Source organism: Streptomyces sp. NPDC048417, assembly GCF_040651615.1.
Lineage (GTDB): Bacteria > Actinomycetota > Actinomycetes > Streptomycetales > Streptomycetaceae > Streptomyces.
Window position 1 is genome coordinate 1 of sequence record NZ_JBEZKI010000013.1, and the last position, 18907, is coordinate 18907.

Annotated in this window: 15 protein-coding genes and 1 pseudogene; 4 read left to right on the forward strand and 12 right to left on the reverse strand. The window is 71.6% G+C overall.

What is annotated here, in order from left to right; translation table 11 throughout:
- Positions 1 to 148: 148 nt before the first annotated feature.
- Together AB0D59_RS20945 and AB0D59_RS20950 are read right to left on the reverse strand one after the other, a co-directional pair.
- Positions 149 to 383 (reverse strand): annotated as a pseudogene (locus AB0D59_RS20945) (SAM-dependent methyltransferase); the annotation flags it as partial.
- Positions 384 to 428: 45 nt separating this feature from the next.
- Positions 429 to 1370: an acyltransferase domain-containing protein gene (locus tag AB0D59_RS20950; protein WP_362567234.1), complete on the reverse strand. Its 942-nt coding sequence runs from the start codon at positions 1368 to 1370 to the stop codon at positions 429 to 431.
- A gap of 66 nt (positions 1371 to 1436) precedes the next feature.
- Between AB0D59_RS20950 and AB0D59_RS20955 the strand changes: the two genes are divergently transcribed.
- Positions 1437 to 1736 (forward strand): DUF6343 family protein, encoded by a 300-nt coding sequence (locus AB0D59_RS20955; protein ID WP_362567236.1) that lies wholly within the window; start codon positions 1437 to 1439, stop codon positions 1734 to 1736.
- A 203-nt stretch (positions 1737 to 1939) separates the two neighbouring features.
- Here the strand turns inward: AB0D59_RS20955 and AB0D59_RS20960 are convergent, their stop codons facing one another.
- The 5 genes from AB0D59_RS20960 to rpsA form a co-directional block, all read right to left on the reverse strand.
- The gene (locus AB0D59_RS20960) at positions 1940 to 2326 is read right to left on the reverse strand and encodes a tetratricopeptide repeat protein (RefSeq protein WP_351695052.1); all 387 of its coding nucleotides are present in this window, start codon (positions 2324 to 2326) and stop codon (positions 1940 to 1942) included.
- Positions 2327 to 2398: 72 nt separating this feature from the next.
- Entirely contained in the window at positions 2399 to 3010 is a 612-nt protein-coding gene (gene coaE, locus AB0D59_RS20965; protein ID WP_362567240.1) for a dephospho-CoA kinase, read from the reverse strand.
- A gap of 123 nt (positions 3011 to 3133) precedes the next feature.
- Positions 3134 to 4072, reverse strand: a complete 939-nt coding sequence (locus tag AB0D59_RS20970) for a PAC2 family protein (RefSeq protein WP_362567243.1) — start codon at positions 4070 to 4072, stop codon at positions 3134 to 3136.
- 178 nt (positions 4073 to 4250) lie between these two features.
- Positions 4251 to 5858: a flavin monoamine oxidase family protein gene (locus tag AB0D59_RS20975; RefSeq protein WP_362567246.1), complete on the reverse strand. Its 1608-nt coding sequence runs from the start codon at positions 5856 to 5858 to the stop codon at positions 4251 to 4253.
- Between the two features lie 283 nt (positions 5859 to 6141).
- Positions 6142 to 7635, reverse strand: coding sequence for a 30S ribosomal protein S1 (gene rpsA / locus AB0D59_RS20980; RefSeq protein ID WP_189947373.1), 1494 nt, complete (start codon positions 7633 to 7635; stop codon positions 6142 to 6144).
- A 367-nt stretch (positions 7636 to 8002) separates the two neighbouring features.
- Between rpsA and AB0D59_RS20985 the strand changes: the two genes are divergently transcribed.
- Both AB0D59_RS20985 and hrpB read left to right on the forward strand, forming a co-directional pair.
- Positions 8003 to 8851: a class I SAM-dependent methyltransferase gene (locus AB0D59_RS20985; RefSeq protein ID WP_362567866.1), complete on the forward strand. Its 849-nt coding sequence runs from the start codon at positions 8003 to 8005 to the stop codon at positions 8849 to 8851.
- Between the two features lie 79 nt (positions 8852 to 8930).
- Positions 8931 to 11411 carry an ATP-dependent helicase HrpB gene (gene hrpB, locus AB0D59_RS20990; RefSeq protein ID WP_362567249.1) on the forward strand — a complete coding sequence of 827 codons (2481 nt, stop codon included), beginning with the start codon at positions 8931 to 8933 and terminating at the stop codon, positions 11409 to 11411.
- Here the strand turns inward: hrpB and AB0D59_RS20995 are convergent.
- From AB0D59_RS20995 to AB0D59_RS21005, 3 genes are all read right to left on the reverse strand, one after another.
- Positions 11401 to 12393, reverse strand: a complete 993-nt coding sequence (locus AB0D59_RS20995; RefSeq protein WP_362567252.1) for a DUF3068 domain-containing protein — start codon at positions 12391 to 12393, stop codon at positions 11401 to 11403. The genes hrpB and AB0D59_RS20995 overlap by 11 nt on opposite strands.
- A gap of 21 nt (positions 12394 to 12414) precedes the next feature.
- Positions 12415 to 12549, reverse strand: coding sequence for an SPW_0924 family protein (locus AB0D59_RS21000; RefSeq protein WP_351732728.1), 135 nt, complete (start codon positions 12547 to 12549; stop codon positions 12415 to 12417).
- Between the two features lie 164 nt (positions 12550 to 12713).
- Complete coding sequence (locus AB0D59_RS21005) at positions 12714 to 14483, reverse strand: lytic transglycosylase domain-containing protein (RefSeq protein ID WP_362567255.1); 1770 nt, start codon at positions 14481 to 14483, stop codon at positions 12714 to 12716.
- A 312-nt stretch (positions 14484 to 14795) separates the two neighbouring features.
- Between AB0D59_RS21005 and AB0D59_RS21010 the strand changes: the two genes are divergently transcribed.
- Complete coding sequence (locus AB0D59_RS21010; protein ID WP_362567258.1) at positions 14796 to 15686, forward strand: DUF4184 family protein; 891 nt, start codon at positions 14796 to 14798, stop codon at positions 15684 to 15686.
- Here the strand turns inward: AB0D59_RS21010 and AB0D59_RS21015 are convergent.
- Positions 15622 to 15993 (reverse strand): hypothetical protein, encoded by a 372-nt coding sequence (locus tag AB0D59_RS21015; protein WP_362567261.1) that lies wholly within the window; start codon positions 15991 to 15993, stop codon positions 15622 to 15624. The genes AB0D59_RS21010 and AB0D59_RS21015 overlap by 65 nt on opposite strands.
- Positions 15994 to 16147: 154 nt before the next feature.
- Positions 16148 to 18874 (reverse strand): DNA polymerase I, encoded by a 2727-nt coding sequence (polA, locus tag AB0D59_RS21020; RefSeq protein WP_362567264.1) that lies wholly within the window; start codon positions 18872 to 18874, stop codon positions 16148 to 16150.
- Positions 18875 to 18907: the final 33 nt, after the last annotated feature.

Below are 18907 nucleotides of genomic sequence, written 5' to 3' on the forward strand. Positions count from 1 at the left end.
GCCAGCGTGCTGTGGGCGCTGCTGCGTGACGGACGGGTCTTCACCTCCGCCCCACCGGTCACGCAGGCGGCTTGACTTCGTCATTGAGACTCCTGGGGGAAGCGGTCCCTGTTGCTGTCACAGAGGTAGACCCGCCGCCGACGGGGAACTCATCGACTGCCGCCAGGATTTCCGGGCTGTTCCCGCGCTCCAGGAGCGGGTGGGTCATCCGCCCCCACGCCACTGCCCAGCTCCAGGATGTGGGCGCCGGCCGGGACCGCCGCCTCGAGGATGTCCGGCGCGTCCCCCACGGCCAGCCGCGAGCAGAGCTCCACCGCGCAGCCGTCCGGGGTGATCGCACCGGGCCCCGTCCCCTTGTGTCCCTCACGCATGGCAACCGCCATACCCGGACAACGGCCCACCTGCGCACGGTCGTTCCCGCGGTGACGTCACCCTCCCCACGGGAACCACCCGTGTCCGAGATACCAGTGGCCGCCCGCCCGCAGATGGTCGCCGACCGCCCGCTCCACCGACGTACGCCGGGGCAGGTCCCGTACCGACAGGTCCGGGGCGCCGAAGACGAACTGGACCGCGGTCGTGTCGGCCGGTTCCGTGTCCTGGTGGCCGGGCCGGAACCGGTCCTGGAAGCGGACGATGTTCGACTCCGCCCTCAGGTACCGCCTCAGCTGCGGGTCGAGCAGCCAGGAGTGGCAGGTGGCGACCGGGTAGTCCTCCTCGGGAAAGTGCCGGGGGAAGAACTCCCGTGCCAGGGCCAGCGAGCGGTCGCAGGCGGTGGGGGCCAGCGGCCCGCGGTAGTCGGGTATGTGCAGGTTCAGGCAGGGCTGCCCGGGAGCCACGGACTCGGCCGGGCCCGTTCCCGTCGCCGTGACCGCCCGCGCCGTGCGCTCGCCGAGCCGGGCCCGTTCGTACTGCAGCCGGCCCAGCTGGTACAGCTCGCCGCGGAAGTGGTGGACGAGCCAGGACGCCTGGAAGACCGACAGTCCTCCCCTGCCGTAGCGCCTGCGGTGCAGCGTCATGCCACGGCCCAGGTCGGCGAGCGTGTGCCGGGACACGTCGGCGGGGACGCCCCGCGCATGGTGGTACGCGCGCGCGTGGGGCAGCGCGGCGAGGAAGACGTAGACCAGGAAGTAGCCGTCCAGCGCGGCCGGAGCGGCGGCGGCCCGCTCACCCAGCCCGGAGGGGCCTGCGGCCCCCGCGGCGGCCGGGGCGGCTGCGGCGCCGGTGACCTCGTCGGCGCATTCGGCGAGCAGTCGCCGGATACCGGGATCGGCGGTCACCGTCCGGTGCAGGGCCACCACCTCGTTGATGTCCTCGTGCGGCACGGCGAGGTCGAGGAGCAGGTCGGGCAGGTCGTCGGCGTCCGGCAGCACGGCGGGGTCCCCCTTGGTGAACGTCCTGGTCGAAGAGTACGTTGCAAGGAGGAGTGGTGATCTGTGATGCGTACGGGCAGTGAACCGACGACCGCGCGCAGTGCGCTGCGGGCGCGGCTGTGGCTGAGTGTGTGGGGCGTGGCCTGGGCGATCTTCGGGACGGCGGCCTTCGTACTCGTCGGCCGTCCCGGCTGGGCGGCCGCCTGCGGGGTGCTGTGGCTGGTGGCCACCGCCGACATGACCATGATCCTCAGGCACATCAGGCAGGGCCCGCACTATCAGCCGGGCCGCGATGTGCCACCGTACCGGCCGGTGGACGGCGACCCACGGCGGCTGCGGCGCCCACCGCAGCACCGTCACCCGTGAACGGGTTTCCCCGCACGCGTCGGCGAACCGAGCGGCCCTGTCAACGCGCCGTCCGGACCGAGCGGCCCTGCTGAACTCCGCTCACGCGCCGGGAACCGGGCCGCCCCGGGGAGCGGGCCCCGGGCACGCGCCACCGATCCTGGCAGCCCAGCGGAACGCCCGGGCACGCGCCACCGATCCCGGCCGCCCAGCGGAGCGGCCGGTCACGCTCCGTTGTCGAAGCGGGCCGCCTTCAGGTACTCCGGGTTCGGGTCCAGGGCGGCCGCCAGCCGGAAGTGGCGTATCGCGAGGTCGGCGCGGCCCTGGCGTTGGTAGGTACGGGCGAGGGCGAAGTGCGCGAACGCGTTGTCCGGCTCGCGCTCCAGCACGATGGTGAACTCCAGCTCGGCAGGGCGCAGTTGCGCGGCCGCGAAGAAGGCACGGGCGCGCAGCAGCCGGGCGGCGGTGTTCTCGGGGTGCGCGGCGATCACTCCGTCGAGCAGTTTCACCGCGCCCCGCGGGTCCCGTGCGTTGAGCAGTTGCTCGGCGGCACGGAAGTCGATGACATGCGTCTCCGGAGTACGTCCGGTCGAACCGCTGGTCTCGGGCACGGCAAAGTCCTTCCCTCACTGAAGCGGTTCAACGCCCGGACGGGTGCCCGCTATTTCGAAGACGCACGGCCGCTATCTCTGACCGGACACCCGCGCCCGGCGCACGAGGTCGGTCCACACCTCCGCGACCCGCTGTTCGAGCACGTCCAGGGGCACGTCGTTGTCGATCACGATGTCGGCGATCTCCAGGCGCTTCTCGCGCGTCGCCTGCGCGGCCATGCGCGCGCGTGCGTCCGGCTCGGCCATCCCCCGCAGCCGTGTCAGCCGGTCGAGCTGGGTCTCGGGTGCCACGTCCACGACGACCACGACGTCGTAGAGCCCTGCGAGGCCGTTCTCCGCGAGCAGCGGTACGTCGTTGATCACCACCGCGTCGGCGGCGGCAGCGTTCTCCAGCTCGCGGGAGCGGGCCCCGACCAGGGGGTGCACGATCGAGTTCAGTACGGCGAGCTTCTCGGGGTCTGCGAAGACGACCGAGCCGAGCTTCGGCCGGTCCAGCGTGCCGTCGGCGGCGAGCACGTCCGCCCCGAAGGCCTCGACCACGGCCGCCAGGCCGGGGCTTCCCCGCTCGACGACCTCCCGCGCGATACGGTCCGCGTCGACCAGCACCGCGCCGTGCCCGACGAGCAGCCGCGACACCTCGCTCTTGCCGGCGCCGATCCCGCCGGTGAGGCCAACTTTCAGCATGCCCCGAAGCTTAGGCCCTGCCACCGACACCGGTCCGGACAGGCCCTGGTTCCAGCCGGGCCCGACCGGACAGCCCCTGTTTCGAGGCCCGGACCGGTCTGGTTCCGGGCCCCGCAGGGGGACTCAGCCGTCGCCCTCTCGCTCCGCGAGGAAACGCTCGAACTCCAGGCCGATCTCGTCCGCCGAGGGGATCTCCACCGGCTCGGCGAGCATGTTGCCCCGGGTCTCGGCGCCGGCGGCGGCGTCGTACTGGTGCTCAAGGCCCTGCACCAGGGCGGTGAGTTCCTCGTCGCCCTCCTGGATCTGGCGGTCGATCTCCGTCTGCGTACGGTGGGCGTCCGTGCGCAGGGCGTGGGCGATACCCGGGAGCACCAGGCCGGTGGCGCCCGTGATGGCCTCCAGAACGGTCAGGGCGGCGTCGGGGTAGGCGGAGCGCGCGATGTAGTGCGGGACGTGCGCGGCGACGCCCAGGACGTCGTGGCCGGACTCCATAAGACGGTATTCGAGCAGCGACGCGGCGCTGCCGGGCACCTGGGCCTCGTCGAAGGGGCTGCTGTGGCCCGGGACGAGGTCGGTGCGGTTGCCGTGCGGCGTGAGGCCGACGGGACGGGTGTGCGGAACGCCCATGGGAATGCCGTGGAAGTCCACGGACAGTCGGACACCGAGCCGCTCCACGATCTGCCGTACGGCCGCGGCGAAGCGCTCCCACTCGACGTCCGGCTCGGGGCCGGACAGCAGCAGGAACGGCGCGCCCGTGGCGTCCTGGACCAGCCGGACCTCGATGGTCGGCTCCTCGTACTCGGTCCAGCGGTCCCGCTTGAAGGTCAGCAGCGGGCGGCGGGCCCGGTAGTCCACGAGCCGGTCGTGGTCGAAGCGGGCGACGACCTGGTGGGGCAGCGAGTCGAGGAGCCGGTCGACGATCTGGTCGCCGGTCTCGCCCGCGTCGATGTATCCGTCGAAGTGGTAGAGCATGACAAGACCGGCCGACTCCTGGGCCAGCGCCATGTCCACCACGGCGAGGCCCTTCGGCTCCCATGCGTACAAACCCTGCGGATCAAGCACTGTGACCGCTCCTCCTCGTGTTCGTACGGGACAACATGGCCGGGGCGGCGAGCATTCCCGCCGCCGCTCCCCTCAACCGACCACTCACCGACTTCTCATGCCGCAGATGCGGGCACACGCGCGTGCCCGCACCCCGCCTGCCGTGCCCGCGCCCCGCCCTGTCGCGCCCGGTCGGGCCCTACGCGGACAGCACGCGCGCGTGCAGTGCGGTGACCGCCTTCCGCGCGGAGCTGAACGCGCCGTGCTGCCAGGCGTCCGTGTAGCTGAGCCAGTCGCCGGCGAAGTAGACCCGGCCGGTGGGCTCGTTGAGCGGCTTGTAGCGCACGTCGTCGGGGCCGCCGGGGGTGTCGTGCCAGGCGGCCTCCAGATGGGGGGTCTGGCGCCAGTGGTGGGAGAAGGAGGAGACCAGCTCGGTGCGGTACTTGTCGCCGTAGATCTTCATGCCGGCGGCCACCGCGCGCTTCTCGCGCTGGGCCGGGGTGAGCGCGGCGTAGGAGTCGGCGTCGGTATCGTAGTTGTAGTAGCCGATGAGGACGCCCCGTTCGCCGTGGAAGCCGTACGAGGGGTGCCAGATATGGGTGACGTCCTGGTCGGTCTCGGTGATGCCGCCGTAGATGCGGTGGTCCAGTTCCCACCAGCGGGAGCGGTATTCGAGGCCGATCTTGGCGGCGGACGACGGGGTGACGGCCGCGAGGGCGCTCTGGACGCCGGAACCCAGGTTGTGCGGCACCTTGGCGAGGATGTTGGGCGGCATGGCGGCCACGCAGTAGTCGGCGTCGACGGCCTTGGTACGGCCGCCCTGGGTGTAGGTCACGGTGACGCCGTCGCCCTTGTCGGTGATTCTGGAGACGACGGCTCCGGTGCGGATGCGGTGGGCGCCGATCGCCCGGGTGAGTGCCTTCGGTATCCGGTCCATGCCGCCGACCGGCTGGAACATCAGCATCGCCTGGTCGAAGCCGAACTCGAAGGAGAAGTAGCGGCCGACACCGCTCGCGAACACCTCGGAGGCGGCCGGGACATCGCCGAGGAGCACCCCGGGGGTGCCGGCGGCGGCCGGTACGGTCGTGTATCCGCGCCGTTCACCGCCCTCGTACGTCAGTTTGTCGCCGAGTGCGCCCCAGTCCTTGAGGAACTCGACGAGCCGCTCCTGGTCGGTGGCCGTCAACTCCTTGTCCAGGGCGCCCTTGTCGGTGGCCTTGGCGAGCAACTCCGAGACATAGCCGTACACATCGGCCTTGGCGGTGCGGTAGCGCTCGGGTTTGGTCATGCCGGCGGACTCGTTGTAGAGGTACGCGTCGGCGTTGACATTGGTGAACACCTCGATGGGGACGCCGAGTTCACGACAGTAGTCGAGGGTGATCATCCACTGCGGTATTCGGGCCGGCCCGGCGTTCATGTAGTGGCCGTCGGCGAACCTCGCGGTCTGCGTTTGGCCGTAGAGGTCCGTGGTCGTGTCGCCGCCGCGCACCGTGAAGTTGCGTCCGCCGGTACGGTCCCTGGCCTCCAGGATCGTACAGTCGTAGCCGGCCTTGCCCAGTTCGTACGCGGTCGCGAGGCCGGCGATGCCGCCGCCGAGGACGACGACCCGGGCCGCGGCGCGCCCGGTGAGGGTGAAGTCGCTTGCGCCCGGCGCCCGGAAGGCCTGTTCACGCTGGGCGGCCTGGGCGGTGGGAGCGAGGCCGAGGGCTCCCATCGTGGCGAGCATCGTGCCGGCGCCTCCGGTGAGACCGACGTTCCGCAGGAACGTCCGCCGGCTCGTCCCTGACCTGTACTGAGGTTGTGCCATGCCTGGGGTCCTCTCCCGATCTTGAACGAAGACCGGGGAAGCGTCCCAGCGCCGCGTTACGGCCCAGCGGTTACTCGTGTATCTCGCACGTTTCTGCGAACGGGAAGTGAAGCGTCCCGCAGGGGCGCGGGGAACTGCGCGATCAGCCACAGCGGGCCCGCGCATGCGCATGAACGCGCACCCCCGGAAAAACCATGAACGCGCATCCCCCAGAAAAACACCGAGGGGCCGCACCTCGAAAGGTACGGCCCCTCAGTCACCGGCTAAGCCCAGCGGCTAGCGTTCAGCTCTGGCCACCGGCCAGCTTCTCGCGCAGCGCGGCCAGCGCCTCGTCCGAGGCCAGCGCACCGGAGGTGTCCGCACCCTCGGAGGAGTACGAACCGCCACCCGAAGCGGCCGGAGCGGCAGCCTCGCCACCCTCGGCGGCAGCGGCAGCGTCGGCCTCGCGGCTCTTGATGACCTGCTGCTGGTGCTGCTCGAAGCGCTGCTGCGCCTCCGCGTACTGGTGCTCCCACGCCTCGCGCTGGGTCTCGTAGCCCTCGAGCCAGTCGTTGGTCTCGGGGTCGAAGCCCTCGGGGTAGATGTAGTTGCCCTGGTCGTCGTACGAGGCAGCCATGCCGTACAGCGTCGGGTCGAACTCGACCGAGGCCGGGTCGGCACCGAAGGACTCGTTGGCCTGCTTGAGGGACAGCGAGATCCGGCGACGCTCCAGGTCGATGTCGATGACCTTGACGAAGATCTCGTCGTTGACCTGGACGACCTGCTCCGGGATCTCCACGTGGCGCTCGGCCAGCTCGGAGATGTGGACCAGACCCTCGATGCCCTCGTCGACGCGGACGAACGCACCGAACGGAACCAACTTCGTGACCTTGCCGGGCACGACCTGGCCGATCTGGTGGGTGCGGGCGAACTGCTGCCACGGGTCTTCCTGGGTCGCCTTCAGCGACAGGGAGACGCGCTCGCGGTCCATGTCGACGTCGAGGACCTCGACGGTGACTTCCTGGCCGACCTCGACAACCTCGGACGGGTGGTCGATGTGCTTCCAGGACAGCTCGGAGACGTGGACCAGACCGTCGACGCCACCCAGGTCCACGAAGGCACCGAAGTTGACGATCGAGGAGACCACGCCGGAGCGGACCTGACCCTTCTGGAGGGTCGTGAGGAACGTCTGGCGGACCTCGGACTGGGTCTGCTCCAGCCAGGCACGGCGGGACAGGACCACGTTGTTGCGGTTCTTGTCCAGCTCGATGATCTTGGCCTCGAGCTCCTTGCCCACGTAGGGCTGGAGGTCGCGGACACGGCGCATCTCGACCAGGGAGGCCGGGAGGAAGCCGCGGAGGCCGATGTCGAGGATGAGACCACCCTTGACGACCTCGATGACGGTACCGGTGACGATCCCGTCCTCTTCCTTGATCTTCTCGATGGTGCCCCAGGCACGCTCGTACTGGGCGCGCTTCTTCGAGAGGATCAGGCGGCCTTCCTTGTCCTCCTTCTGGAGAACAAGGGCCTCGATCTCGTCACCGACGGCGACGACCTCGTTGGGGTCGACGTCGTGCTTGATCGAGAGCTCGCGGCTCGGGATTACACCTTCGGTCTTGTAACCGATGTCGAGCAGGACCTCGTCCCGGTCGACCTTCACGATGACGCCGTCGACGATGTCGCCGTCGTTGAAGTACTTGATCGTCTCGTCGATCGCGGCGAGGAAGGCTTCCTCGTTACCGATGTCGTTGACCGCTACCTGCGGGGTGGTGGCGGTGGTCTCGGTGCTGCTCGTCATGTGAGAAAGGGCTCCGGTACGGACATTGAAGTCGTAGGTACTGCTTACGCCGGGAGCCTGTTTCGCTCTGTAGAAGCCGGACAGCCTAGGAAGCGCCACCTGAACCACTGGTGACGCCTCGACAACCGAGGGGACATACAACAGATGCGAGCGCAGCCTGCTAGGTCTGAGGTGCGCAGGCCCGCAGCGCAACTTGTAGCATACGGGGGCAGCCGGACAGGGTCAATGCGCGAAGGCGCACACCCGGGGCGGATCGCCGCATACCCGGCACAAAAGCCGTCCCGCGAGGCCACGTAGGCCTGCCAGACCTCCTCCGTGACACCCCCCTGAACGGGTTGCACGGAAGAGTACGACGAGGGAGCCGATCATCCAAGAGCCCGATTCGTTCGACCTCGAAGAGGCCGGGTCACAGACCGGAACCGAGACCGAACCCGAAGCCACCCGGCGTGCCGCCGGTATCACGGAGAGCAGCCGGGCCAACCGCGGCTGGTGGGACCGCAACGCCGACGAGTACCAGGTCGAGCACGGCACGTTCCTGGGCGACGACCGTTTCGTGTGGGGCCCCGAGGGTCTCGACGAAGTGGAGGCGGAGCTGCTCGGCCCGCCGGAGGACCTCAAGGGCAAGGACGTCCTGGAGATCGGCGCGGGCGCGGCCCAGTGCTCGCGCTGGCTGGCCGCCCAGGGCGCCCGTCCGGTCGCCCTGGATCTCTCGCACCGCCAGCTCCAGCACGCGCTGCGCATCGGCGGATCGTTTCCCCTCGTCTGCGCCGACGCCGGCGCGCTGCCCTTCGCCGACGGCTCCTTCGACCTGGCCTGCTCGGCGTACGGCGCGCTCCCCTTCGTCGCCGACCCGCGCCTGGTGCTGCGCGAGGTGCGGCGGGTACTGCGCCCGGGAGGCCGCTTCGTCTTCTCCGTGACACACCCGATCCGCTGGGCGTTCCCGGACGAGCCGGGTCCCGAGGGCCTCTCGGTCTCCGCCTCCTACTTCGACCGCACGCCGTACGTGGAGCAGGACGACGACGGCCACGCGGTGTACGTCGAGCATCACCGCACGCTCGGCGACCGGGTCCGGGACATCGTCTCGGCGGACCTGCGGCTGGTCGACCTGGTGGAGCCGGAGTGGCCGGCCTGGAACACCGCCGAATGGGGCGGCTGGTCGCCGCTGCGGGGCAGTCTCGTCCCCGGGACGGCGATCTTCGTGTGCGAGCGGGACTGAGCGGCCGGCGAGTCGGAAGGCGACTCGGAAAGGGCACGCGCGCGTAGGGGCGCTTCGGCGGCCGTAAGACACTGGGGCCGTGATCCGTTACGACGCCCTGGACGCGCTGCCCGTACGGCAGGCACTGCCCAGTCTGGACGACGCCCTGGAAGAGCACGGCACCGCCGTCCTCGTGGCACCGCCCGGCACCGGCAAGACGACGCTGGTGCCACTGGCGCTGGCCGGGCTGCTGGACGAGGGGCGGCCCGCGCGGCGGGTGGTCGTGGCCGAGCCCCGCCGGATCGCGGCTCGCGCGGCGGCCCGCCGGATGGCCTGGCTGCTCGGTGAGCAGGTGGGGCAGAGCGTCGGCTACACCGTGCGCGGCGAACGGGTGGTGGGCCGGCACGCGCGCGTGGAGGTCGTCACGACCGGTGTGCTGTTGCAGCGACTGCAACGCGACCAGGAGCTGTCGGGCGTGGACGTCGTCATCCTCGACGAGTGCCACGAGCGGCATCTGGACGCCGACACGGTGGCGGCCTTCCTCTGGGACGTACGGGAGACGCTCCGCCCGGAGCTGCGTCTGGTGGCCGCCTCGGCGACCACGGACGCGCAGGGGTGGGCGCGGCTGCTGGGCGGTGCGCCGGTGGTCGAGGCGGACGGCGTGTCGTACCCCGTGGAGGTGGTGTGGGCACCGCCGGTGCGGCCGGTGCGGCCGCCGCACGGGATGCGCGTGGATCCGGCGCTGCTGACCCATGTGGCGTCGGTGGTGCGGCGGGCCCTGGCCGAGCGGCCGGGGGACGTGCTGTGCTTCCTGCCGGGCGTGGGCGAGATCGCGCGGGTGGCGGGCCAGTTGGGTGATCCGGGGGACGTGGAGGTGCTCCAGGTCCATGGCCGGGCGCCCGCGTCCGTCCAGGACGCGGTGCTGGCGCCCGCCAGGCGGCGCCGGGTGGTCCTGGCCACGGCGGTGGCCGAGTCGTCGCTCACCGTCCCCGGGGTCCGCGTGGTCGTCGACTCCGGGCTGGCGCGGGAGCCGCGGGTCGACCACGCGCGCGGGCTGAGCGCGCTGGCGACGGTACGGGCGTCACGGGCGGCCGGGCGGCAGCGGGCGGGCCGCGCCGGGCGGGAGGCTCCGGGGACGGTGTACCGCTGCTGGTCCGAGGCCGAGGACGGCCGGCTGACGCCTTTTCCGGCACCGGAGATCAAGGTGGCCGACCTGACGGCGTTCGCACTCCAGACAGCCTGCTGGGGCGATCCCGGGGCGGCCGGGCTGGCGCTGCTGGATCCCCCGCCGGGCGGGGCGATGGCGGCGGCGCGGGAGGTGCTGACGGCGATCGGGGCGGTCGACTCCGCCGGACGGGCCACGGAACGGGGGCTGCGGCTGGCCCGGCTGGGGGTGCATCCGCGGCTGGGGCGGGCGTTGCTGGACGGCCCCGGCGGGAGCGCCGAGGTGGTCGCGCTGCTGAGCGAGGAGCCGCCGCGGGAGTACGGGGACGACCTGGCGGGCGCGCTGCGGAACGCCCGGCGCGGCGGCGACGCCTACGCCGGCCGGTGGCTGGCGGAGGTACGCCGGCTCCGGGCGGGCGACCAGGGCACGCCGGCCGGCACGGTGGACGAACGCACCGTGGGACTCGTCGCCGCTCTCGCCTTCCCCGAGCGCGTCGCCAAGGCCGACGGCGGGTCGTATCTCATGGCCTCCGGCACCCGGGCGGAGCTCGCTGACGGCAGCCCGCTGCGCGGTGCCCCGTGGCTCGCCGTGGCCGTCGCGGACCGTCCGGTCGGCCGAGGGCACGCGCGCGTGCGGCTCGCCGCGGTGGTGGACGAGGGCACGGCCAGGTCGGCGGCGGCGTCGCTGTACTCCGAGGACCAGGAGGTCCGCTGGGCCGACGGGGACGTCGTCGCGCGGCGCGTGGAGCGGCTCGGCGCGATCGAGCTCGTGGTGCGGCCGCTGCGGGACGCCGACCCCGCCCTCGTCCGCGCCGCGCTCCTCGACGGGCTGCGGCAGGAGGGGCTCGGCCTGTTGCGGTGGACGCCCGACGCGGCCGTGCTGCGGCAGCGGCTCGCGTTTTTGCGCCTGCGCCTCGGGGAACCCTGGCCCGACGTCTGCGAGGACGCGCTGCACGCGCGCGTGGACGAGTGGCTGGAACCGGAGCTCGGGCGGGCCCGGCGCCGGGCCGATCTCGGGCGGATCGACGCCGGGGAGGCGCTGCGGCGGCTGCTGCCGTGGGCGAGCGGGGAGGCGGGGCGGCTCGACGAGCTGGCGCCGGAGCGGATCGTCGTACCCAGTGGGTCGCGGATCCGGGTCGACTACGAGAACCCCGAGCAGCCCGTCCTCGCCGTGAAGTTGCAGGAGATGTTCGGGGCCGAGGAGTCACCGGCCGTGGCCGGGGTGCCGGTGCTCGTGCATCTGCTGTCGCCCGCCGGGCGCCCCGCGGCCGTCACCGCCGACCTCGCCTCCTTCTGGAAGGGCGGGTACAAGGGCGTACGGGCCGAACTGCGCGGTCGCTATCCGAAGCACCCGTGGCCCGAGGATCCCGCCGCCGCCGAGCCCACCCGGCACACCAACGCGCGGCTCAGGCGCTGACCGGTTCCGGAACCGCGGGCGTTGCCGGTTCCGGATCGGCCGGGCGGCGGCCGAGGGCTTCCAGGCAGAGGGAGAGGGCGAGCAGCGCGACGCCGAGGGACAGGAAGCCCCACGGGAGGTAGGAGGTCAGCATCAGGACGAGCGTGCGGTTCTGCTTGACCAGGGCGACGGTGTGCTCGATGTAGTCCTCGCGCATCTTCACGTCGCCGGCGAAGGCCGTCACCTTGGCGCGGCCGCCCAGGAGGGTGCCGCCGCGCAGCTCCTCCTTGTGGATCTCCTCGCCGTAGACGGGCGCGCCCGTGACGGGCTCCACCCAGAACTTGCGGACCGTCGTGTACCAGCGGGTGGTGCCGGTCTTGGCGACCGTCTCGGGGGTGATGCCCTGCACCGGCATCTTCTTGGGCATGGGGACCTTGGTCCAGGGGATGGTCTGCTCGAAGTAGTAGACCTCGACGCCCCGGAAGGTCTGCGTCCCCTTGTAGTGGATGGGGTTGGTGGTGCGGGTCTGCGCGTCGAAGTACTCGTAGTCCCGTTTCTCGGTCAGGAACGGCCACTTGAACTCGATGCCGTCCCGTTTCACCGGGTCCCCGTCGACCATCTCGCCGGTGGCGTGGACGGGTTCCTGGCTGTGGGCGTCGAAGATGTAGCGCTCGGGGATCTCGGAGACCATCTTGCCGTCGGGTCCCTGGACGTAGGACAGGCCGTCCCAGACGACGACGTCCCGTCCCGCCGTCTTCTCGATCTTCTTCGCGGCCGCCACATCGCCCTTGAGGGTCTGCACGATAGTGACCTTCGGGACCTTCTTCGCCTTCATGGTGCCGTAGTCGAGAAGCGTGGCGCCCTTCGCCTCCAGGACCATGTCCTGGTACTGGTTCGCGGGGATCTTGGCCAGGCGCGGGAAGGCGTACCAGCGCAGCAGCGGGGACAGCGCCGTGAAGAACACGGCACAGGCGAGCAGGACCAGACTGGCCTTGCGGCGCATCTCGGCCTCCCGGGGCGGCGGTTACGGATGTGAAGGCACCGTCGTGAGCAGCGGCTTGGGGGACGTCTTGCCGGCCGGCGACCCCAGGGCGCTGATCGTGACGACCAGGACCAGCGCGAGGGCGAGACCGGTCGCGGCGGCGATCAGGGCACGCATGCGGGGCCTCCCGACGGACGACTGTTTCCCGACGATCTTCCTGATGGATCGTCAGGTCCGGGCACCGTAGCAACGGGAGGGTGAGATGAGAACAGGTCGTACGACGGCGAAGGGCGCCGTCCCGCGTCGGCGGGAGGGCGCCCTCGTCGTCGTACGACCGTGGATCAGGGGGTGGCGGAAGCGCTCGGGGAGGCGGAGGCCGATGCGGACTCGGAGGCGGACGGGCTCGGCGACGGGCTCGGCGAGGTGTCGGCCGCGGCGACCGTCAGTTCCACGGTGAGGGACGCGCCGCCGGTGGTGGTGATGCGGAGCAGGAACGTGCCGGTGGTGTCGTCCGCGTACAGCTTGGGCAGCTTGAGCAGGCCGTTCGCGTCCGTCTGGAGGTCCGTGAGGGTCCGGACGGGGTTGCCGTTCGCGTCCTTGAAGTACGGGCCCTTGTCGTTCTCGCCGGTGTCGTCCGCCGACTTGACGAGCATGGCGGTGGCGGCGACCTGGTCGGCGACGGCGCCCTGGTACGTGGCCTTCGCCTGCACCTGGTCGGCGAACTCGGCGCCCGGGGTGCAGGTCAGCGCGGTGGTGTTGACGAGGGCGAGGGTGTCGGCGGCACGCGCGGTGACCGTCGCGTCGTACTCGACCGGGGTGACCGTACGGCCGACGACGGTGGCACGGACCGTGAAGTCACCGGTCTTCTCGCCCGCCTGGAGCGCCGGTGCGACCGCGACGCCCTTGCTGTCGGTGGTGACCGTGGCGACGCTCTCGCCGCCGGTGAAGGTCGCGTCGGTGTCCCCGACGATGGTGAAGCGGACGCGGACCTTGGCGACGATCCGGTCCGCCTTGGTCTCGGCGCGCGTGCTGATCTTCTTGGTGAACGCGTCACCGGCCATCGCCGTGAGCTTGGCGGTGCCCGCGTCCTCCAGGTGGTCCACGGTGTCGGTGGCCGTGGGCGGCAGGGTCGGGGGCGTGCTCGGCGTGCCCGGCTTCGGCTCGTCGGGCTTGGGCGTGCTCGTGCCCGGCGTGCTCGTGCCCGGCGTACTGGGCGTCGGGGAGCCGTCGGAACCCGAACCGCTGCCGGACCCGCCGTCGCTGCGGTGGCTGGGCACACTGCCGGTGCCGTTCGGGATCGAGTGGGTGCCCTTGCGGTAGAACTCGTACCAGGACAGCACCAGGTTGAGGTAGTCCTGCGAGTTGTTGTAGCTGAGGATCGCGCTGTTCACGTCGGCCTGGACGGACAGGTCCCAGCCGTTGCGGCACAGGTAGTGGCCGGCGGCGAGCGCCGCGTCGTAGACGTTGTTGGGGTCCTTGACGCCGTCGCCGTTGCCGTCGCGGCCCGCCCACGCCCAGGTCGAGGGGATGAACTGCAGGGGGCCGACGGCCTGGTCGTACTGGCTGTTGCCGTCGTACTGGCCGCCGTCGGTGTCCTTGATGAGCGCGAAGCCGTTGCCGTCGAGCTCCGGGCCCAGGATCCGGTGCAGGGTGTTGCCCTCGGCGTCGACGTCGCCGCCGCGGGCCTGCCCGGACTCCACCTTGCCGATGGCGGCGAGCAGTTGCCAGGGCAGGTTGCAGCCCGGCTTGGAGCCGCGCAGCTCCGCCTCGGCCTTCTTGTAGGCGTCCAGGACGGTGGCGGGTATGCCGGCCTCGGCCGCGCCCCGGGAGACGGGGGTGCCGATGCTCGACGAGGGGGCGGTGGGACTGGCGCTGGGGTTCGGGCTGTTGAGCGGCGGCAGGTCCGTGTAGTACGGCGAGTTGCCGGTGGCGCCGTCGGCCGCGCCGGCTTCGTCGGATGCGGAGGTGCTGGCGCCGGTGTTCGTCTGCCGGCCAGGGTCGCCGCCCGTCGCGCCGGGTGCCTGGGACGCGGACAGAGCCGCTACCGCCAACGCGGCCACGGCGGTCGTCGCCGCTCCCTTGCGCAGCCGCCTGCCGAATTGCGCCGCCATAAGGTGAACCCCTCCCGTGGGCGCCTTCTGAGCGCCCGTCTCCGTCTGTCTGCTCGCCCCTGGTGTGACGGTCGACCTGGTGCTGTGGTTGCCCCCTGTTACCTCTTTCGAGTCGTGAGGTAGCACGTCCGCGGTGCACGCCGAGGCGGCGACCCAGGCGACCCTACGACAACTTCCATTCCGCGGACACCCGGCGGTGCCCGATTTTCACCAGTTGGCCATTCCCCGTTGAACGAAGGTGGTGTCGCGGATACTTGTCGTACGCGATCACTTGTTCGGCGCTCCGGCCGACGACTGCTCCAGGGAGACCGGGTGCCGTTCACTCTCAGCCACGCCGCCGCCGTCCTGCCCGCCGTGCGCGGTGACGGGACCGGGCGCGGGCGGCTGGTGCCGACGGTGCTCGTCGCGGGGTCCTTCTCCCCCGACCTCACCTACTACGCGGCGAGCGCGGTGCCGGACGCGATGGAGTTCGGCGAGTTCACGCACTCCTTCATCGGCGTCCTCACCGTGGACGTGCTCATCTCCTGGGCGCTGGTGGCGCTGTGGGTGCTGGTACGGGAGCCGCTCGTGGCCCTCGTGCCCCGGGCCCGGCAGGGACGCCCGGCGACCCTGCTGCGCTGCGGGGCGCCACGCGCGCGTGCCGGCCTTTCCAGCGCAACCCGTTGGTACGTCTCCGCCGTCCTCGGCGCGCTCACGCATGTCGTCTGGGACGCGTTCACGCACCACGACCGCTGGGGGACCCGACTGATCCCCGCGATCGGCCGGAACGTCGCGGGCGTGCCGCTCTACACCCTGCTCCAGTACGGGACTTCGGCGGTGGCCGCGGCCGTGCTCGCCGTGTTCGTGCTCCGTGCGCTACGGCGGGCGCCGGCCGGGGAGCCGGTGGGAGTGCCGCTGCTGTCCGCCGGGGACCGGTGGTGGGCCGGGGTCGGGATCGGCGGCTGCGCCCTGGTCGCCGCGGTGCAGCGGGCAACGCGGTTTACGGAACTGCGCCGCATAGCGGCTCCTGCGAGGGTGGTGGCGGGCGACGGGCGGGCCTACTGGGGGTCGACGGCGAAGCCCTGGGAGCTGTTGCCCACGGTGCTCTTCGGAGCGGGCGCGGGGCTGCTGCTCGGGGTACTCGGGTACGCCGTGGCGGTCAGGGTGTGGCGTCCGGCGCCGGTGGCCGACGGCGTGCCCCGGCGCCCTTCTGCCGTTCGGTGAGGGTCGCCACGAAGACGGTCATGGTGCGGGGGCGGCGGGGGCCGGGGAGCGCGCTGAGGAGCAGCGCGAGATAGCTGCGGGCGACATCGAGCCACTGCCGCGGGGCGGGGCGGGTGCGCAGTCTCCGCCGGAGGCGGGCGATCGCCTTGCGCACGGTGACGGCCAGGTCGGTGGGGATGCGGGCGGAGCTGGCGCCGGGTGCCATGGCCGGGGCCGACGAAGCCTCCGTGACCTGCGCCGCGGCGGAGCGGGCTTTGGCCGGGGGCCTGGTCTGGGGCGTCCGGCCGTGAAGCATGCGTATACCCATGCCCCGCATCCTTGCCGCTGCCGGGGGCGGGGGCGTTCTGACGGGGTCCAGCTGAGTGACGACGGCGCCCCGAGAGCCGGCAGCGGGCGCCGCTCCACCGGTGTCGTGGAGTGGCGCCCGCTGCCGGCTCTCGCCGGAGGCCAGTGCCGCGGTACTAGTGCGCCGCTGATTCCCAGTCCGGGCCGACGCCGACCGAGACATCCAGGGGCGCCCTGAGCTGGACCGCGTCGGGCATTTCGCGGCGGAGGATCGCCTCGGCCTCGGCGCGCTCGCCGGGGGCGATCTCCAGGACGATTTCGTCGTGCACCTGGAGGAGCATCCGGGACTTCAGGTCCGCCTCGCGCAGCGCCCCGTCCACCTTCAGCATGGCCATCTTGACGATGTCCGCCGCGGTGCCCTGGATGGGGGCGTTGAGCGCCATCCGCTCGGCCGCCTCACGGCGCTGGCGATTGTCGCTGTTGAGGTCGGGGAGGTAGCGGCGGCGGCCGAAGAGGGTCGCGGTGTACCCCGTGGCGCGTGCCTCGTCGACCACCCGGCGCAGATAGTCACGGACCCCGCCGAACCGCTCGAAGTAGGTGTCCATCAGGGCCCGGGCCTCGCCCGCGTCGATGTTCAGCTGCTGGGAGAGGCCGAACGCCGACAGTCCGTACGCGAGGCCGTACGACATCGCCTTGATCTTGCGGCGCATCTCCGCGTCGACGGCCGAGCGGCCGACGGAGAACACCTGCGAGGCGACCGTGGTGTGCAGGTCCTCGCCGGAGGTGAACGCCTCGATCAGGCCCGCGTCCTCGGAGAGGTGGGCCATCACCCGCAGCTCGATCTGGCTGTAGTCGGCCGTCATCAGCGACTCGAAGCCCTCGCCCACCACGAAGCCCCGGCGGATCGCCCGGCCCTCGTCGGTGCGGACCGGGATGTTCTGGAGGTTCGGGTCGGTGGAGGAGAGCCGGCCGGTCGCGGCGACCGTCTGGTTGAACGTGGTGTGGATACGGCCGTCCGCCGCCACCGTCTTGATCAGGCCCTCGACCGTCACCCGCAGCTTGGCCTGCTCACGGTGCCGGAGCATGATCACCGGCAGTTCGTTCTCGGTCTGGCCGGCCAGCCAGGCCAGCGCGTCGGCGTCGGTGGTGTAGCCGGTCTTGGTCTTCTTGGTCTTGGGCAGGGCCAGCTCGCCGAAGAGGACCTCCTGGAGCTGCTTGGGCGAGCCCAGGTTGAACTCGTGGCCGGCCGCCGCGTGCGCCTCCTTCACCGCCTGTTGGACGGCGCCCGCGAACATCTGCTCCATCGCTTCGAGATGCGCCCGGTCGGCCGCGATGCCGTGCCGCTCCATGCGGGCAAGGAGGACGGAGGTCGGCAGCTCCATGTCACGGAGCAGGTCCGCCGCGCCGACCTCCTGGAGCCGCTCCTCGAAGGCCTCGCCGAGGTCGAGGATGGCGCGGGCCTGGATCATCAGGGCTTCGGCCTCGGCACCGTCGTCCGCGCCGAAGGCCAGCTGGCCGTCGGCCGCGGCGGCCGGGGCCAGCTCACGGTGCAGGTACTCCAGGGACAGCGCGTCCAGGTCGAAGGAGCGGCGGCCGGGCTTGACCAGATAGGCGGCGAGCGCGGTGTCCATGGTGACGCCGTCGATGCTCCAGCCGTGCTCGGCGAAGACCCGCATGGCGCCCTTGGCGTTGTGGAAGACCTTGGGCCGCCCGGCGTCGGCCAGCCACGCCACCCACGCGTTCTCGTCGGCCTCGTCGAGCTCCGCCGGGTCGAACCAGGCCGCCGCTCCCGTGGCCGCGGCCAGCGCGACCTCGGCGACCGAGCCGGTGCCGAGCGCCCAGGTGCCGACGGTGGCGATGCCCAGCGCCTGCGTGCCGTGCTCGGCGAGCCAGCCGGCCAGTTCGCCGGTGCCGAGGACGGTGCCGTCCACCGCCACGCCCGCCTCGGCGACCGGCGTGGCCTCGGCCTCCTCGGCGCCGGGGTCGACGGCGTAGAGCCGCTCGCGCAGCGACGGATTGCGGATCTCCAGGGTGTCCAGGATCATCGCGACGCTCTTGCGGTCGTACGGCGCGCGCTCCAGGTCGGCGACCGTCTTCGGCAGCTCGACCCGGCGCTCCAGTTCGGTGAGCCGGCGGTTGAGCTTCACCGAGTCCAGGTGGTCGCGGAGGTTCTGGCCGGCCTTGCCCTTCACCTCGTCCGCGCGCTCCACCAGCTCGGCGAAGGAACCGAACTGGTTGATCCACTTCGCGGCGGTCTTCTCACCGACGCCGGGGATGCCGGGGAGGTTGTCGGACGGGTCGCCGCGCAGGGCCGCGAAGTCGGGGTACTGGGCGGGCGTCAAGCCGTACTTCTCGACAACCTTCTCCGGGGTGAACCGGGTCAGCTCGGAGACGCCCTTCGTCGGGTAGAGGACCGTGGTGTGCTCGGTGACCAGTTGGAAGGAGTCGCGGTCACCGGTGACGATCAGGACCTCGAAGCCCTCGGCCTCGGCCTCGGTGGCGAGGGTGGCGATGATGTCGTCGGCCTCGAAGCCCGCGACGGCGAAGCGCTGCGCGTGCATCGCGTCGAGCAGCTCGCCGATCAGCTCCACCTGGCCCTTGAACTCGTCCGGGGTCTTGGAGCGGTTCGCCTTGTACTCGGTGAACTCCTCGGAGCGCCAGGTCTTGCGGGAGACGTCGAAGGCCACCGCGAAGTGCGTGGGCGCCTCGTCACGCAGGGTGTTGGCCAGCATCGACGCGAAACCGTAGATCGCGTTCGTCGGCTGGCCCGTCGCGGTGGTGAAGTTCTCCGCGGGCAGCGCGAAGAACGCGCGGTAGGCCAGCGAGTGCCCGTCCATGAGCATCAGCCGGGGACGGTCTGCGCCGGAGGTCTTGTCGGTCTTCTTCGATGCTGTTTCTGCCACGCCCCCGATCCTGCCACGCCCCACTGACAGCGA

Bases quoted from the DNA above. Each gene is read 5' to 3' on its own strand.
- AB0D59_RS21000 (WP_351732728.1), bottom strand. From the start codon at position 12,549: ATGCGTGCCCTGATCGCCGCCGCGACCGGTCTCGCCCTCGCGCTGGTC.
- rpsA (WP_189947373.1), bottom strand. From the start codon at position 7,635: ATGACGAGCAGCACCGAGACCACCGCCACCACCCCGCAGGTAGCGGTC.
- AB0D59_RS20975 (WP_362567246.1), bottom strand. From the start codon at position 5,858: ATGGCACAACCTCAGTACAGGTCAGGGACGAGCCGGCGGACGTTCCTG.
- AB0D59_RS21015 (WP_362567261.1), bottom strand. From the start codon at position 15,993: ATGGGTATACGCATGCTTCACGGCCGGACGCCCCAGACCAGGCCCCCG.
- AB0D59_RS20995 (WP_362567252.1), bottom strand. From the start codon at position 12,393: ATGCGCCGCAAGGCCAGTCTGGTCCTGCTCGCCTGTGCCGTGTTCTTC.
- AB0D59_RS20955 (WP_362567236.1), top strand. From the start codon at position 1,437: ATGCGTACGGGCAGTGAACCGACGACCGCGCGCAGTGCGCTGCGGGCG.
- AB0D59_RS21005 (WP_362567255.1), bottom strand. From the start codon at position 14,483: ATGGCGGCGCAATTCGGCAGGCGGCTGCGCAAGGGAGCGGCGACGACC.
- coaE (WP_362567240.1), bottom strand. From the start codon at position 3,010: ATGCTGAAAGTTGGCCTCACCGGCGGGATCGGCGCCGGCAAGAGCGAG.